The following is a 16,144-nucleotide window of genomic DNA, read 5'->3' as shown; positions in this document are numbered from 1 at the left end:
CGGCGCGGGCGCGGCTCGTCGGCCGTTTGGCGGCTAGAGGCCCAGAGTCAGCAAGGCCTGACGCTGGGGCGCGAAGACATCCTTGGCCGCCCGCAGGATGTCGCCCGGGGCGAGGGCCTGGACGCGCTCCGGGGTGCGCAGGTAATCCCGATAACCCAGGCCCAGCAGTTCGTCGGCGGTCATGGTCATGGCCTGGGCCTGATAGGTTTGCAGGCCGATGGCCCAGCCGCCCAACAGAAAAGCCTTGGCCCGGTTCATCTCCTCGGCCTTGGGCGGGGTGGCGGCCAAGCGGGCGATGTGTTCGTTCAGGCCGGCGATGGCCGCCTTGGCCTTGCCCGGCCCCACGCCCATGTAAAAGCCGAACACGCCCAGTTGCTTGGCCTGGCCATAGAATGGCTGGACGCTGTAGGCCAGCGAGCGCTTGTCGCGCAGGTCGCCGAACAGCCGGCCGCCCTGGCCGCCCAGGATGGCCTCCAGAAGCTCCATGGCCGGCCGCCGGGGGTCGGTGGCGTCAGGGGCGATGTAACCGATGATGATCTGGGTCTGCTTGGCCTGGGGGTCGGCGATATGCCGGGTTCTGGCCTTGGTCAGGGCCGGGGCGGCGGGCGGGGCCGGCGTCCGGGCCTGGCCCTGGGCCGCGCCGAAAAGCTCCCTGACCGCGGCCATGGTTTGACCAGGGTCCACGTCGCCGACGATGGTCAGCACCACGCCGCCGGGGCCGCGCATGGCCTGGTGCACGGCCACGAGGGCCTGACGATCCAGCCGGGCCAACGACTCGGCCGAACCCAGGGGGTTCATGGCGTAGGGGTGATCGCCGTAAAGCAGGGGCCGGAAGGCGTTGAAGGCCCGGGCCACGGGCTCGTCCATCTGGGCGCGCAGGGCCGCGGCCTGTTCGGCCTTGGCCCGGGCGACCTCGGCGGCGGGGAAGTCGGGCCGCAGCCAGACCTCGGCCAGCAGCTCCAGGCCGCGCCGCCAGTCCTGGGCCAGGAAGCTGGCGGTCAGCCCACCGCTGCTTTTGCCGGAAAAGCCGCCCATGCCGGCGGCCATGCCTTCCAGGATGGCGCTGAGTTCCTGGAACGAGCGGCCGGCCGCGCCACGGGTCAGGCAACTGGCCCACAATTGGCGCGAGCCGGCGTCCTGGGGCGTCTCGGCGGCCTGGCCACCCGGCGCGGCCAGGACCATCTCGACCAGGGGCAGCTCATGGGCCGGCTTGACAATGACCGTCAGGCCGTTCGGCAACGTTTCCTTGCGCGCCTGGCCGTCGCTGGCGTTGGCTGGCCGCGGGCCGGCCACGGGCTGGGCGGCCGGCGGGGCGGCGGTGGGGCCCTGCGCGGACGCGGCGGCCAGGGCCTGGGCGTAGGCCTCCTGGGCCAGCTTGGCCAGGGCGGCTTGATCGGGGGCCGGCGCGCCTTCGGGCAACTGGAGCACCAGGGTGAGGTTTTCCGGGCGCAGGTGCTCGCGGGCCACCTCGGCCACCCGGTCGGCGTCGACGGCGGCGAACTGGTCGATGTAGTCCTGCACGTGTTCGAAGCCGCCACGCATCATCTCGAAATAGCCCAGCGTGCCGGCCTGGCCGGCCATGGTCTGGCGCATGCGCACGAAGGCCGCGGCCAGGTTGACCTTGGCCCGGGCCAGTTCGTCGACCTGGGGCGGCCTGGCCATCAACCCGCCGGCCAGTTGCAGGGCGCGGGGCCAGGCCTTGTCGGCCAGCTTGGGGGCCAGGCTGGCGTCAATATCGAAAAGCCCCAGGGCCACGGGCGTATAGGCCGAGCACGACACGGCGTCGACCAGGCCCTCGGCGTGCTTGAGCTCCTTGTAAAGCCGGCTGGTCTTGCCCTCGCCCAAGATGGTCGCGGCCATGTCCAGGGCGAAGACCTGCTCGGAGGGCAGGCCGGGGATCAGCCAGGCGGCCTCCACGGCGGCCTGGCGCACGTCTTCGCGCAGGACGACCAGGCGCGGGCCGGGCGTGACGTTGGCCGGCGGCAGGCTAAACTCGGGCTGGGCCTGGGCCGGCACGGCGGCAAAGGCCTTTTCGATGCGCGGCAAGAGCTGCTCGGTCTGGAAATCGCCCACCGCCACCACCACCATGCCCGGCCCGCGATACCACTTGGCGCGATAATCCAGGATGTCCTGGCGGCTGATGGCCCGCACCGAGGCCTCGGTGCCGATCACCGGCCGACCGTAGGGGTGGTCGCCAAAGGCCGCGGTCATCAGAGCCTGGAAACGCCGCCGGTCGGGGTCGTCCTGATTCATGCGGATTTCCTCGACGACCACTTCTTTTTCGCGGGCCAGCTCGGCGGGGTCGAACTGGGCGTTGACCACGGCGTCGGCCAAAATATCCAGGGCCTGAGCCGCGTTCTGGCTGGCCGTCTCGACATAGTACTTGGTGTGGTCCAGCGAGGTGTAGGCGTTGATCTGGCCGCCCAGGGCCTCGATCTGGCGGGCCATCTGGCCGGCCGGGCGGGTGGGCGTGCCCTTGAAGATCATGTGCTCGATGAGGTGGGTGATGCCCCGCTCACGCTCGTTTTCAAAGGCCGAACCGGCCCGCACCAGCACCTGAATGGCCACCACCGGCGCTTCGTGGTTTTGCTTGGTGATGACGGTGACGCCGTTGGGCAGTTTGTGGCGAATGGGCTCGTTGGCCTGGGCCGCCGGCGCGAGGGCCAGCCACAAGGCCAAAAGCGCGGGCAGCGCCAACCACGATTTTTTGCGCATCAAGGCAGTATACTCCGTGATCGAGAAGCGTTTGGGCGGCCGGTATGAAAATTTGAACCCGGCGCGGCTCTGGGCCCAGGATAGCAGACTCGCGCCGCCGCTCAAACCCCAAGTCACCGGCCCAAAAAGGAATGCCCCGGAAGCATTGGGCGCTTACTTCCGGGGCTTAGGGTGGAGAGTTGGGAAGAGGAAGCGGTAGGTCCGCTGTCTGGCCCATGATATTGCAGGGGCCGTGCCAAATTGGCCACATGCCTAAAAACCGTGCTATTCCATGATGTTGAGCATCAGGCCCGCGCGGCCTTTCCGGCGGGGGCCGCGCAAACGCATATTTTTTATGCAGCCGCCGGACCACGTTGGCACTTTTTTACGCGGCCGCTGTCATTGCACGGCGTTTTTTGGCAAAATCAAATCGAGGCCACTGCACGGTGAAACATGAATTCTACCGTGCGGCGGCCGAAGCGCGCCATGGACGGCGCGCCAAATCGCCAGCCTGATTAGGCGTGCGATTTGCGAGGCTTGGCAAAACCGCGCTTTTGCCAAGCCGATGCTGCACGGGGCAGGACGCCCCCCGCGCGGCACTCTCAAATCAGGGGCGACCCACATTGGAGGGGCCGGTGTCATTGGATTACTCCGAAATCGCCATCGGCGATCCGAAGATGGTCATTGCGCGGCTGACCGCGCGCATCGGCCAACTGAATTTTTCCACGCGCAACATCCGCGTCGGCCTGACCGCCAGCCCCGAGGCCACTTTTCTCCAGCAGGGCGGCGACGGCCGCTGGTCGGTGATGAAGCTGCTCTACGTCACGCGCTCCTTCGCCAAGGCCCGCCAGATGGGCGAGCTGTTGCGGGCCTACGACGCCAAGCTCTTTGTCGACGACGAACAGATGGGCCTGATGGGCCCCCACGCCTCGACCTACTACGCCTACGCCCTGATCCGCTAAGCCCCATCATTGGCTTGCCTTTGCCGGTGGCAGGCGATATTATTTCAGGTCACTTCCGCGCGGCCAAGGCCGGCGGCGGGGCGCCCCCCCAAGCATGAACCACACACGACTCCGGCCGGCGGCTCGCGGCCGGCTGGGATTGCCGATGATGTTCTGGAATCAAGAGATCGAAACCCTCGAGCGCGGCAAGCTGGAGCAGCTCCAGCTCCAACGCCTGAACAAAACCCTGCTCCAGGCGGCCAACGCGCCGTTTTACAAAGATAAGCTGACCGATTCGGCCGGCCGGCCAGTTCAGCTCAAGTCCCTGGAAGAGCTTGCCGGCCTGCCCTTCACCGAGAAAAAAGACCTGCGCGCCGGCTTTCCCTACGGCCACCTGGCCACGCCCCGGCGCGATGTCGTGCGCGTCCACGTCAGCAGTGGCACCACCGGCGTGCCCACCGCCGTCTATCACACCCAGAGCGACTTGGACAACTGGACCGACCTGGTCGCCCGCTGCCTCTACATGGCCGGCATGCGCGCCGACGACATCTTCCAGAACATGATCGGCTACGGCCTGTTCACCGGCGGCCTGGGCCTGCACTACGGCGCCGAGCGCCTGGGGGCCATGGTCATCCCCTCGGGCGTGGGCAACACCAGCCGCCAGCTCAGCCTGATCCGCCAGTTCGCCGTCAGCGCCGTGCACGTGATCCCCTCCTACGCGCTGAAGCTTTTGGATTCGCTGCGCGAGATGAAGCTGGACCCCCGCGATCTGGGCCTGCGCCTGCTGATCGTCGGGGCCGAGCCTTACACCGAGGAGGCCCGCCAGCGCATCGAACATTCCTACGGCGCTTTCGCCTGTAACAGCTATGGCCTCTCCGAGGTCAACGGCCCCGGCGTGGCCTTCGAGTGCCCCCACAAAAACGGCATGCACCTGTGGGAGGACAACTACATCCTCGAGGTGATCAACCCCGAGACCCTCGAGCCCGTGGCCGACGGCCAACAGGGCGAGCTGGTCCTGACCACCCTTTGCCGCCAGGCCATGCCCCTGATCCGCTACCGCACCCGCGACCTCTGCACGGTGCTGCCCGGCCCCTGCGCCTGCGGCCGCACCCACCGCCGCATCAGCCGCATCGCCGGCCGCACCGACGACATGTTCATCATCAAGGGCGTCAACGTCTACCCCATGCAGGTCGAGGCCACCTTGATGGGCTTCAAGGAAGTGGGCAACGACTACGTCATCGTCCTGACCAACGACGGCCCGGTGGACTACATGACCGTGCGCGTGGAGATCGCCGAGCGCTATCGCACCATGGACAGCGAGACCATGGCCAAGCTCTCCCAACGCCTGGGCCGGGCCCTGCGCGACGAGCTTTTGGTCAGCACCAGGGTCGAGCTGCTGCCGCCCGAGAGCATCCCCGCCGTGGTCGGCAAGGCCGTGCGCGTCGACGACCGCCGCAAACACTAGCCGCCGGCGCGGGGGCGGGCGCGCCGTCAGCCCCCGCGCCGCGCCCGATAAAACGGCCCGCCAAACAAGACGGCCCGCCCCCTTTCGGGAGCGGGCCGAAGCTTTGCAAGCGGCCGGGGGCCTACTTCTTGGCGTCTTGGGCCATGTAGTAGTCCATGAGGATCTTGGCCACTTCGGGGCGGGAGAACTCGGGCGGCGGAGCCTCGCCGCGGCCCAGCATCTCGCGGACCTTGGTGCCCGAAAGCAGGACGAAGTCCTCTTTCTTGTGGCCCTCGGGGGCGTCCTTCATCATGATGACTTTGCCCAGCACCTTGCTGTAGGCGGTGTGGTCGGCGCGGTAGATCTCGATGTCGAGGGCGCCGGCGGGCACTTCGTCGTCGAAGATGGTCTGGGCGTCGAAGCCGCCGTAGTAGTCGCCCACGCCGGCGTGGTCGCGGCCGACGATCAAGTGGGTGCAGCCGGTGTTCTGGCGGAAGGCGGCATGCAGGACGGCCTCACGCGGGCCGGCGTAGAGCATGTCGAAGCCGTAGCCGGTGACCAGCACGGTGTTGGGCGGGAAGTAGAGCTCGACCATCTTGCGGATGCAGGCGTCGCGCACGTCGGCGGGGATGTCGCCCTTTTTCAGCTTGCCCAGCAGCATGTGGATCAGCACGCCGTCGGCGCCCAGCTGCTCGTAGGCCATGCGGCAGAGCTCTTCGTGAGCGCGGTGCATGGGGTTGCGGGTCTGGAAGGCCACGACCTTGGACCAGCCCAGGTCTTCCATTTCCTTGCGAATTTCGTAGGCGGTGCGGAAGGTCTCGGGGAACTCGGTGCGGAAGTAGGAGTAGTTGAGCACCTGGATCGGGCCGCTGACCACGAACTTGCCCACGCTGTTGAACGCCGCCACGCCGGGATGTTCCATATCCTGGGTGCGGTAGACCTTCTGGGTGATGGTCTTCATCTGCTCGTCGGTGAACTCTTCGATGGCCTCGACATCCTGGATGGCGATGACGGGGTTACCGGCCACGTTGGGGTCTTTGAGGGCGATGCGTTTGGCGCCCTTGATAGCCGAAACGTCGCTGAGCATGTTGACGACCGGGGTCGGCCAGAACTGGCCGTTGGTCATGCGCAGATTCTCGGCCACGCCCATGGTGTCGGCCACGTTCATGTAGCCGGTGAGCGGGGTGAAGTAGCCGCCGCCCAGCATGACGGCGTTACCGGCCGCGGCGGAGCTGACCACCACCGAGGGCAGGCCCTCGGCCTCTTTGACCAGCGCGGCGCGTTTGGCGTCATCCATTACGTACAGGGGCTTGAGCTCGCCGCCACCAAGGGGCTTAATCAATGCCATGTCAAAATCCTCCCAAGGTTTGTTAGGTGGCGCGCCTCCGAAACTTGCGGGGAGGCGCCCGCCGCGGAAATCGGCGGTTGTGGTCCTTACTCCAAATGTCGCAAAAAGAATGAACGACGACCTCGCCGGGTCGCTGCCGGCAAGCGGGGCATTCTTTTTGTGCAAAACGTAACAACGGCTGGCCAAAAACAGGGGAGAACGTCAGCGTCTCCCCGCCGGGGCGGCCACCTCCGGCCATGCTTCCAGGCGCGCAACTTACACGCCACGCTCGCCTTTCGGCTCAAAAACCACTAATCGACGGACTTCACCACTAGTTCCCGCTACATTAAAAGGCGGCCACTGCCTTGTCAAGCAAAAAGGCCGTGGCCAGCCTCAGTCGGGCAGGTAGCTGGCCCGCGAATCGTCGGACTCCCAGGCCGAGACGCGCCGCACCCGCACGTGCTCGGGCAGGCCCAGGGCCACCTGTTGGGCGATGTGCCTGGCGATCTGCTCCGAGGAGGGGTTGAGTCTGTCAAAGGGCGGGACTTCGTTGAGGTGGCGGTGGTCCAGATTGTCCAGGGCCTGGTTCATCAATTTTTTCAGCTCGCCGAAGTCCATCAGCAGGTCGGCCTTGTCGAGCTTGTCGCCGTAGACCACCACCTCCACCTTCCAGTTGTGCCCATGCAGGGCCTCGCAGCGGCCGTTGAAGTTGCGCAGGGAGTGGGCCGCGGCGAAACGGCCGGTGACCATCAGTTCGAACAAATCAGTTCTCCTCGGGCTGGGGCGCGGCGGCCGCGTCGAAGGGCTTGCCGCATTCGGTGCATTTGCCGTCGGGGCCGATAATGCCGATGCAGGCCCCGTCGCTGCAGGCCACGCGCTTGCTGAAATCGAGGCCCTGGCCCTCGCCATCCTCGCCGTGATCGTGGGCGTGATCGTGGGCGGGCTGGCCACAGACGTGGCAATAGCCGGCCTCGGGCAGCAGGTGTTGACCACAGGTGGAGCAGGTCAGCAGCTTGCGGCCCTCACCGGCGGCTGGCGGCAGCAAGTGGCCGCAATCATGGCAAAAGTTGGCGCCTGTCAGCGTTTTTTGCCCGCAAGCGGGGCACTCGACCGCGGGCAGTTCCTTTTGGCAGTGGGGGCACTCCATCCTGGCTTCTCCCTTTGGCGGCGATGGGCCCCGCTGGCGCCGGGGCCGGATTTTCCATGATAATATGGCCAAATTGTGCGGCCGGCCGACCGATATGTCAACCCAGACCATGGCCAAGGGCGGCCTTGACAGGCGTTTCCGGCGCGTGTTAGCTATTTTGGTGCGCCACCATGGCGCTTGCCAAAACGCCAAATCGGCCCGCGCCACGCCTTTGGGCCGGGCAGGAGAAGAACTTCATGGCAGCATCAGCCGGCGGCCGCCCCGTGTGGCGGCTTGTCGCGGCAATGACCATCCTGAGCGCCCTGTTGACCGCCGGCGCGGTCAGGGCCGAGGTCAGCCGCGTGGTCATCTTGCCTTTCACGGCCAACGCCCCCAAGGACATCAGCTATCTGACCAAGGGCATCCGCGACATGCTGGCCTCGCGCCTGGCCTGGGAGGGCCGGGTTCAGGTCGTCGAGCCCGACATGGTCGCGCCCCACCTGGCCGGCCTCAAACAGCCCTACAACGACCAGGCCGCCCGCGCGGTGGGCGAAAAAGTCCACGCCCAGGTGGTGGTCTTCGGCGCGGTGACCATGCTGGGCCAGGCCCTGAGCATCGACGCGCGGGTGGTCCGCGTGGGCCAGGGCGCCCCGGCCCTGACCGCCTTTGTCCAAGCGCCCAAGGAAGACGAGGTCATCCCCCAGATCAACCTCTTCGCCCAGCGCATCAACGCCGAGATCTTCCGCCGGCCCGACGCCGTCGAGGCGGCCAAGCGCGCCGAATCCGGCAAGCAGGGCGGCGTGGGCGGCTCCACCGGCCGGTTGACCGCGGCCCGCGACGAGGGCGAGGACGACTCGCACATGAGCCCGCTCAACCCCCTGTTCATGAAGCAGCTCTACGGCGTGCAGTCCGACCGCTTCTGGCGCAGCCCGCGCATCAACGGCGTGGTCAACGCGGTGAGCGCCGCCGACGTGGACATGGACGGCCAGATCGAACTGATCGCGCTGCTGCCCAAGTCGCTACGCATCTATCGCCTGGGCGGCGAATACTTCCAACTCATCTCCGAACTCAACAACGGCCCCATCGGCACATATCAATACGTCGACGCCGGCGACTTCAACGGCGACGGCCGGCCCGAGATCTACGTCTCGTGTCGCAACGGCAACTCGATGTCGAGCTTTGTCCTGTCCTACGAAAAAGGCGCCTTCACCTATCTGGCCAAGGGCGTGCCCTATCACCTGCGCATGCAGAAAAACCCCTGGGGCCAGGGCGTGATGGTCTTTGGCCAGAAAACCGCGCCCAACGCGCCGTTCTACGGGCCGATCTACAAGATGAAATGGCAAGACGGCGACCTGGTCTCCGACGATGAGGTGACCAACCTGCCCGACATGACCACCATCTACAACTTCCTGCTGGCCGACCTCAGCGGCTCCGGCGGCCGGCCCATGAGCATGATCAGCGACAACACCTACCACCTGCGGGTCTACAACCGCAGCGGCGAGCAGCTCTGGATGAGCGACGAGCAATACAACGCCTCGTCGCAATTCACCTACTACAAAGAGATATCGGGCGGCAGCGGCGAGGACGACGTGTGGTACTTCCACACCCGCATCCTCGAGGCCGACCTGGACGGCGACAACAAGCCCGAGGCCGTGGTCGTGCGCAACTCCGACCCCACGGGCATGTTGCTGGGCCGCATGCGCATGTTCAACCGCGGCCAGCTCTATTCGCTGTCGTGGAACGGCATGTCCATGGTCGAAAACTGGCGCACGCCGCGCATCTCGGGCTACGTCTCCGACTACGCCATCGCCGACGTGGCCAACAGCGGCCAGCCGGCCCTGATCCTGGCCTACAATGTCAAGGACTTGGGCGGCTTGATCGAAAAGGGCTTCAGCTACGTGGTGGCCTACACCATCAAGCCCAAGGCCGAACGCGCCTCCGGCGAAGGCGACTGAGGCCCGACGCGCGCCAAACTCAGACGGCCGCCTCCACCGGGGCGGCCGTCAACATTTGGCCGATGACCGCCGGGTCGACCTCGGCCAGCAGGCCGCGCCGGCCGGCGTTGATCAGGATGCGCGGCAGATCGAGGATGGTCTTTTCGACGTAGACCGGCAGAACGGCCTTCTGCCCGAAGGGTGATATGCCGCCGACCTGGTAGCCGGTCAGGCGGTTGGCCAGGGCCGGGTCGGCCGGGCTGACGGCCTTGGCCCCGATGGCCCGGGCCAGGTTTTTGGCCGAAACCTGGCGGTCGCCGTGCATCAGCACGATCAGCGGCCGGCGCTGGTCGTCGACAAAGACCAGCGTCTTGATCACGGCGTGCTCGTCCCAGCCCAGCTCGCGGGCGGCCACGGCCGTGCCGCCCTTTTCCTCGTAACGATACGAATGCAGCTCGAAGGCCACGCCGGCCTGGCGCAGGGCGCGCACGGCCTGGGTGGCGGGGATGCTTTGCTTGGCCATGTCGAGGCCTCCCGCGTCGTGGTCCGAGGCCGTTGCGCGGGGCATCCCGCCTCCGCGCCATGGCCTCGATGCACCATTATAGCCCAACGCCGCCCGCAAAAAAACAAGCGGGCCGCCCCGCGCCGGGGAGGCCCGCCTGGCGGCGAGGGCCGGGCGTTACTGCTTGGCCCAATCGCGGTAGAAGTCGATGGTCTTGCGCAGGCCGTCCTCCAGCGAGGTGCTGGCCTCCCAGTTGATGACGCTCTTGATGCGTCTGACGTCGGGGATGCGCCGGGGGATGTCCTCGTAGGACTTGCCAAAGACTTCCACGTGGGGCTTGAAGACGATGTCGCTCTCGAACTGGCCGACCTTGATCAGCGTCTGGGCCAGTTCGAGGATCGAGGTCTCGCGGTCGTTGCCCACGTTGAAACACAGGCCTTCGGCGGCCGGGTTGAGGGCCAGCTCCACCACGGCCTGGCAGGCGTCCTCGATGAAGGTGAAGCAACGGGTCTGCTTGCCGTCGCCGTGGATGGTCAGCGGCTGGCCGCCCAAGAGCTTTTCCATGAAAATGGGGATGACCCGGCCCTGGCCCAAGTCGTCGCAACGGGGGCCATAGACGTTGAAAAAGCGCATGATCACAAACGGCAGGTTCTCCTGCTGGCGATAGGCGTAGAGAAAATGCTCGATGAGCGCCTTGCCGGTGGAGTAGCACCAGCGGTTGATGCTGGGCGGGCCCAGGACGCGGTCGGCTTCTTCGTTGAAGGGCACCTGGGTGTTGCGGCCGGGCACCTCGCTGGTGGAGGCGAAGATGACCTTGGCCCCCTTGGCCGCGCACAGCTCCAAGAGCTGGATGGAGCCCTTGACGTTGATGTTGAGCACGTTGAGCGGCTCGGTGACGTAGCGCTTGGGGTCGGCGATGGCCGCCAGGTGGATGACGATGTCGCTACGCTGAACCTGGCGCTCCAGCACGTCCTTGTTCATGATGGAGTCTTGGACAAACTTGAAGCGGCCGGTCTCGAAGAGGTGTTCGACCTTGCGCGAGGAGCCGTTGTCCAGGGCGATGACCTCGTGACCGCGATCGATGAGGTACTCGCAGACAAAAGAGCCGATGGAGCCGGCCCCGCCGGTCACCAGGATGCGTTTCATCTTCAATCTCCTCGGGCTCGTCGAGCCGCCGATGGGAAGGTCCGGCCGGGCCGCCATGGCCGGGCCGCCGGGACGCCACTGCATTCCATCCCTAGAGTGGCATACTTTACCCCAGCGGCGGGGGGTGGTCAAGGACGGGGCGAATCGCCGCCTGGGCGTCGTCGGCTCTGTGGCGCAACAGGTCGAAATACATGATCCTGGTGCGTTCCTCGCTGTCTTTGCCCCACAGAAACGCGAAGCTGTTCTTTAAATAAAAAGCGATTACCCCGGGCTTGTTGTAGGCGTCGACGGTGATGAACCTGCATCCAGTCCTGTTGTCGGTGACAAACAGGTCTTTGGTCATGGTCAGCAAATACGTGCCGATGCCCGATCCGGCGTAGGCGGACGCAACACCCAGGCGGCCTATTTTGACGGCCGGAAACGACGTGTAATCCCGCTTGGGATGGGGGATGTTCGACTTGATATGTTTCCAAAGGCTTCGCTTGTCGTCCCTGCGTTCATCTCTGGCTATGTGTATGCTATCGTTCATGAAGCGAGAGTGCTGCACGGGGGCGTCCTGCCCCGTGCAGCATCGGCTTGGCAAAAGCGCGGTTTTGCCAAGCCTCACAAATCGCTCGCCTAATCAGGCTCGCGATTTGGCGCGCCGTCCATGGCGCGCTTCAGCCGCCGCACGGTGGAATTCATGTTTCACAGGTTATTATCTGTTTTTACAACATTTGTTATGTTTCACCGTGCAGCGGCCTCGAAGCTTATGAACGCCACGGGGAAAAAATCTCCCGCGTCCGCCAACTGGCGCGGCTGGCAATAATATGTCTCGGCCAGAAGTTGTGCTTTGTGAAGCGAGGCGTCGTCGCGGAAAAATTCGTTCAGGTCTTGGTTTCCGCAATCGAAATGAGCGGCGCACGAAAATTGGTTTGGAGCATCCAATCGGGCGAGGGTGAATTTATCGGTGTCAACCCTGTTTCTTGCTATCGTTAGCATCAGCGACAATCCGCGCTATCACTTTATCGATATCGGGCGTGGGTGGCGGCGCGGCCTTGATCTGCAAATCGCGATCGACGCGGGCGCAAAAATCGCGAGACGCCTCCTTGCCCAGCCTGGGAGTTGGGCGAACCGGCAAGGCCATTACGTTCTCCTCATTATAAATTGACACTCATTTGAACCTGATAATTTAACCGCCGCGCACGCCCTGTCAAGCCTTTTGTCGACGGAGGCCGCGCGCCGAGGCCGCGAAGCGTCAGTTTGACCGATTTGTCGGCCGCGCGCCAGCGACGTCACGCCGCGCGGCGTTTCATCCGGGCGCGGCGCGACGAATCGCCCTCAGACGGCCAGGCGGTTGTCGGCCTCGGCCGGCCGCTCGGCGGGCAGGTGCGCGCCGAGCACGAAACCGGCGCCCTTGGGCCCGGCCTCCACCTCCAGCCGGCCGCCGTGGGCCTCGACGATGCGCCGGGCCTTGGCCAGGCCCAGTTCGGGCCCGAAGCTGCGGTCGGCCAGGGGGCCCTCGCCGGCCGGGGCCTCGCCGGCCCCGAAAACGGTGATGACCACCTCGTCCTGGTTGGCCGAAATATGCACGTGCACCGTGCCGTCGCCACCGTGACGGCTGAGGTGGCTGCCGTAGGCCAGCATCAGCTCCAGGGTTTTTTCCAGGCCACGGCGGTCGGCGGCGATGTTGATGCTCTGGCCGGGCAGATGCATGGCCAGGGCCAGGCCCGCGCCCGGCGCGCGGCCGCAGACCTGCTCGACCAGTTCGTTGATGCTAAGCGGTTCTATATTGGGCTTGAAAGGTGCCACCAGGCTGCTCATCTCGGCCAAGACGCCGTCCAGGCGGCCGGCCTCGTCCAGGATGACCTGGGCGTAATGCTGCAACTCGCCGCCGCCCTCCAGCAGCTTGGCCAGGCGACGGGCGAAACCGCCAACGCTCATCAGGAGATTGCGGATCTCGTGGGCCACGGCCTCCAGGGTGTTGACCAGGGTCTCTTCCTGGAGCCGGCGGGCCTCGCCGCCGCCGTTGACGATGCGCTTGACGTGGGGCTCCATCTGGCCGCTGAGACGGCCCAGGGCCTGATTGGCCTTTTCCATGACCTCCAGCAGGTCGGCCTGTTGATCCAGCTCCACGTCCATCACCGCCGCGGCCTCGGCGGCCTGGCCCAGGGCCTGGCCCACCAGCTTGTTGAGCGTCTCGTCGCCCAGGCCGAACCAACTTTGGGCCAGGGCGTGCAGTTGGTGGATGCCGCACTCCACCCCGAAAAGGGCCTCCACGCCGCGACGGGCGAAATCGACCACCTTTTGCTCGACCGAAGCGCCCTCGGCCCCGTCGCCAAGCACCGGCTCCTGGCAACGGATCAAAAGCCCCGGCAGGCCCCAGCGCCTCATGGCCGCGGCCCCCACCTGGCGGTGGTCCAGGCCAAAGCGCCGTTGCTCCCAATAAAGCTGCAAAGGCAACGACGCCTCCACGCCGGGGAAGCCCTCCATCTCGCCGGGGCTGAGGACGGCCAGCAGCAGCGGCAGGCCCAAGTCGGCCAGCAGGCCGGCCACGAACAGCTCGTCGGCCTGCTTCACGCCCAGGCGGGCGGCCAGCAGCCGGGCCAGCAGCGCCCGGTGCAGCGAGGCCCGCCAATAGCGATAATAGAGGGGATCGTTTTTTTTCAGGGGCAGGCTCTGGCGCAGGCCGATGCCCAGGGCCATCACCCGCACCTCGCGCAGGCCCAGAAAGATCACCGCCCGCTGGACACTGGTGATCTCGTCGGCCGAGGCGCGAAAGACCGGGCTGTTGACCAGGCGCAGCAGGCGGGTGGTCAGGCCCGGGTCTTGTTCGATGATCCGGGCCAGGTCGCGCATGTCGGCCTGGTCGTCGGAGGCCAACTTCACCAGCTTGACGGCCAGGGGCGAAAGGGTCGGCGCGTTGTCGCGGCCGAGGACGCGCTCCAGAAGCTCCCGCGCGGCTTGCTCCATGCTCTTTCCCTCGCTGCTGCGGCTTTTCGATCGACAAACTCCACTTATTTTAGCATGAGCGTCGGGCAGGCCGCTTTGCAAGCCGTCCTTGTGGCTTTGCGCGGCTGATGTTATAACCATGTCCATCGATATTGGGAGGACGACAACCATGCTCAGCAACGGCAGACGCGGCCCGCGTTTCGAGTCCGACGCCGACGACAATATCCAACCGCGCGGCAGGGCCATCGACGACTACGCGCCGCCCAACTCGGCCAAGCCATCGGCCCTGGCCATGCTCAGCCTGATCATCTCCATGCTGGCCCTGGGCCTGGCCGTCTGGGCCCTGGCCGTGCCGCCAGACCCGCTGATCACCCCGCCGGCGACGCCGGGCCAGGTCATGGGTCAGGCCGGCGGCGGCGACCGCGTCTCGCGCCTGGAAAACGACATGCAGCGGGCCCTGCTGCATCTGGTGACCATGGAGGAGCGCCTGAAAAAGCTCCAGGCCAGGCTGACGGCCATCGCCCCCGACCAGGCCGCCGCCGAACCGGCCATCGACCCCCTGGAACCCATCGCCACCGCCCTGGCCCCGCTCAGCGCCGCCGAGCCCCAGCCGGCCGCGTCGCCGGCGACGGTCAGCCCCGCTCCCGCCGCGCCGGCCCCCACGCCCGCGCCCCTGGAAAAGCCCACGCCGGCCCCCACGCCAAAACCCGCGCCCACGGCCCAGCCGACGCCAAAGCCCACGGCCAAGGCGACGGCCCGGCCCAGCGTGCCGGCCAGCTTCACGGCCAAGCACATCTACAAGGTCAAGCCCGGCGACAACCTCTATTCGGTGGCGCGGGCCTTTGGCGTGAAAAAAGAAGACCTCTGCGCCTGGAACGGCCTGGACAAGGACACCCTGATCAAGGTCGACCAGAGCCTGGTCATCTACAAGTAGCGGCGCGCCCGTGGCCGACGTGGCCGTCAAGGCCTGCCAAGGCTATGATCAGCCCGACCTGGGGCGGGCCGTGGCCCAGGCCGTGGAGCTGTGCGGCGGCATGGGCCGCTTTGTCCGGCCGGGCCAGAACGTGCTGCTCAAGCCCAACCTGCTGGGAGCCTACGAACCCGACCGGCGGGTGACCACCGATCCGGCCGTGGTCGTGGCCGTGGGCCGGCTGGTGCTGGACCATGGCGGCCGGCCGATCATCGGCGACAGCCCGGCCATCGATCCCTTTGGCCGCGCCGCCGCCAAAGCGGGCCTGGCCCAGGCCGCCCGCCAGCTTGAGGCGCCGCTGGTGGAGTTGCTGGAGCCCACCCCCACCCCCACGCCGCCCACGGCCATCCGCCGCCGCCTGGACCTGGCCCGCGCCGCCGTCCAGGCCGACGTGATCATCAACCTGCCCAAGCTCAAAACCCACTGCATGATGCTTTTGACCATGGGCGTCAAGAACCTCTTCGGCGCGGTGGTGGCCCAGCGCAAGAGCGAGTGGCACCTGGCCGTGGGCCAAAGCCGGCTGGCCTTCGCCGACCTGCTGCTGGACATCCAGCAGACCCTGCGGCCGGCCCTGACCATCCTCGACGGCGTCTGGGCCATGGAAGGCCGTGGCCCCAGCAATGGCGCGCCGCGCCGCACCGGCTTCATCGCCGCCAGCGCCGACGCCCTGGCCCTGGATGTGGCCGTCTGCCCGCTGCTGGGCGTCGAGCCCGGCCGCTATCCCATCTTTCAGGCGGCCGTGGCCCGTGGCTTGATCGACCCGGCCCAGCCGCCGCGCCTGCTGGGCGATGACCCGGCCCTGGTCGCCACGCGCGATTTCCAGACCCCGGAACTGGAGCCCACCACCATGCTGCCGCCCTTGCTGGCGCGTCTGCTGGGCCGGCGGCTGATCGCGCGGCCCGTGCAGGAGCCCGGCCTCTGCCGGGCCTGCGGCAAGTGCGCGGCCATCTGCCCGGCCGGCTGCCTGCGCCTGGAGGGCCGCCGGGCCAGCTTCGATCACGATCGCTGCATCCGTTGCTATTGCTGCCACGAGGTCTGCCCGGTGGGGGCCATCACCTTCAAGCGCGGGCTGGTGGCCGGCCTGCTGGAGCGCTTGGGCCGCTAGGCTCCGGCCTCGCCGGCGCGGCCC

Annotated in this window: 14 protein-coding genes; 5 read left to right on the top strand and 9 right to left on the bottom strand. The window is 66.7% G+C overall.

The window, feature by feature from the left end; all coding sequences use genetic code 11:
- Positions 1-33: 33 nt before the first annotated feature.
- Positions 34-2,715 (bottom strand): M16 family metallopeptidase, encoded by a 2,682-nt coding sequence (locus DEBA_RS02135; protein WP_013257257.1) that lies wholly within the window; start codon positions 2,713-2,715, stop codon positions 34-36.
- A gap of 614 nt (positions 2,716-3,329) precedes the next feature.
- Between DEBA_RS02135 and DEBA_RS02130 the strand changes: the two genes are divergently transcribed.
- Positions 3,330-3,656 (top strand): hypothetical protein, encoded by a 327-nt coding sequence (locus DEBA_RS02130; protein ID WP_013257256.1) that lies wholly within the window; start codon positions 3,330-3,332, stop codon positions 3,654-3,656.
- A gap of 145 nt (positions 3,657-3,801) precedes the next feature.
- On the top strand, positions 3,802-5,100 hold the full coding sequence (locus DEBA_RS02125; RefSeq protein ID WP_013257255.1) for a phenylacetate--CoA ligase family protein: 1,299 nt from the start codon (positions 3,802-3,804) through the stop codon (positions 5,098-5,100).
- Positions 5,101-5,221: 121 nt separating this feature from the next.
- Here the strand turns inward: DEBA_RS02125 and sat are convergent, their stop codons facing one another.
- The 3 genes from sat to DEBA_RS02110 all read right to left on the bottom strand — a co-directional run bounded on the left by sat (position 5,222) and on the right by DEBA_RS02110 (position 7,553).
- Entirely contained in the window at positions 5,222-6,421 is a 1,200-nt protein-coding gene (gene sat / locus DEBA_RS02120; protein WP_043813506.1) for a sulfate adenylyltransferase, read from the bottom strand.
- Positions 6,422-6,799: 378 nt separating this feature from the next.
- A complete protein-coding gene (queD, locus tag DEBA_RS02115; RefSeq protein ID WP_013257253.1) occupies positions 6,800-7,168 on the bottom strand; it encodes a 6-carboxytetrahydropterin synthase QueD in 369 nt (122 codons plus the stop codon).
- A gap of 1 nt (position 7,169) precedes the next feature.
- Positions 7,170-7,553, bottom strand: coding sequence for a double zinc ribbon domain-containing protein (locus tag DEBA_RS02110; RefSeq protein WP_013257252.1), 384 nt, complete (start codon positions 7,551-7,553; stop codon positions 7,170-7,172).
- Between the two features lie 236 nt (positions 7,554-7,789).
- Between DEBA_RS02110 and DEBA_RS02105 the strand changes: the two genes are divergently transcribed.
- Positions 7,790-9,487, top strand: coding sequence for an FG-GAP repeat domain-containing protein (locus tag DEBA_RS02105; protein WP_013257251.1), 1,698 nt, complete (start codon positions 7,790-7,792; stop codon positions 9,485-9,487).
- A 19-nt stretch (positions 9,488-9,506) separates the two neighbouring features.
- On the opposite strand, the gene ybaK is transcribed toward DEBA_RS02105, so the two are convergent.
- From ybaK to DEBA_RS02080, 5 genes are all read right to left on the bottom strand, one after another.
- Entirely contained in the window at positions 9,507-9,989 is a 483-nt protein-coding gene (gene ybaK / locus DEBA_RS02100; RefSeq protein ID WP_013257250.1) for a Cys-tRNA(Pro) deacylase, read from the bottom strand.
- Positions 9,990-10,145: 156 nt separating this feature from the next.
- On the bottom strand, positions 10,146-11,114 hold the full coding sequence (locus DEBA_RS02095) for an NAD-dependent epimerase/dehydratase family protein (RefSeq protein WP_013257249.1): 969 nt from the start codon (positions 11,112-11,114) through the stop codon (positions 10,146-10,148).
- Between the two features lie 106 nt (positions 11,115-11,220).
- The gene (locus DEBA_RS16695) at positions 11,221-11,661 is read right to left on the bottom strand and encodes an N-acetyltransferase (protein ID WP_050762199.1); all 441 of its coding nucleotides are present in this window, start codon (positions 11,659-11,661) and stop codon (positions 11,221-11,223) included.
- 405 nt (positions 11,662-12,066) lie between these two features.
- Entirely contained in the window at positions 12,067-12,240 is a 174-nt protein-coding gene (locus DEBA_RS18280; RefSeq protein ID WP_013257248.1) for a hypothetical protein, read from the bottom strand.
- 194 nt (positions 12,241-12,434) lie between these two features.
- Complete coding sequence (locus DEBA_RS02080) at positions 12,435-14,066, bottom strand: HDOD domain-containing protein (RefSeq protein ID WP_013257247.1); 1,632 nt, start codon at positions 14,064-14,066, stop codon at positions 12,435-12,437.
- A 148-nt stretch (positions 14,067-14,214) separates the two neighbouring features.
- Here DEBA_RS02080 and DEBA_RS02075 point away from each other — a divergent pair, with 148 nt between their 5' ends.
- Both DEBA_RS02075 and DEBA_RS02070 read left to right on the top strand, forming a co-directional pair.
- Positions 14,215-14,979 carry a LysM peptidoglycan-binding domain-containing protein gene (locus DEBA_RS02075; protein ID WP_013257246.1) on the top strand — a complete coding sequence of 255 codons (765 nt, stop codon included), beginning with the start codon at positions 14,215-14,217 and terminating at the stop codon, positions 14,977-14,979.
- A gap of 10 nt (positions 14,980-14,989) precedes the next feature.
- Complete coding sequence (locus DEBA_RS02070) at positions 14,990-16,120, top strand: DUF362 domain-containing protein (RefSeq protein WP_013257245.1); 1,131 nt, start codon at positions 14,990-14,992, stop codon at positions 16,118-16,120.
- Positions 16,121-16,144: the final 24 nt, after the last annotated feature.

This window comes from Desulfarculus baarsii DSM 2075, from assembly GCF_000143965.1.
Classification (GTDB): domain Bacteria; phylum Desulfobacterota; class Desulfarculia; order Desulfarculales; family Desulfarculaceae; genus Desulfarculus; species Desulfarculus baarsii.
The sequence above is the reverse complement of the archived record's forward strand: the minus strand, read 5'-3'. Positions and strand labels throughout refer to the sequence as shown.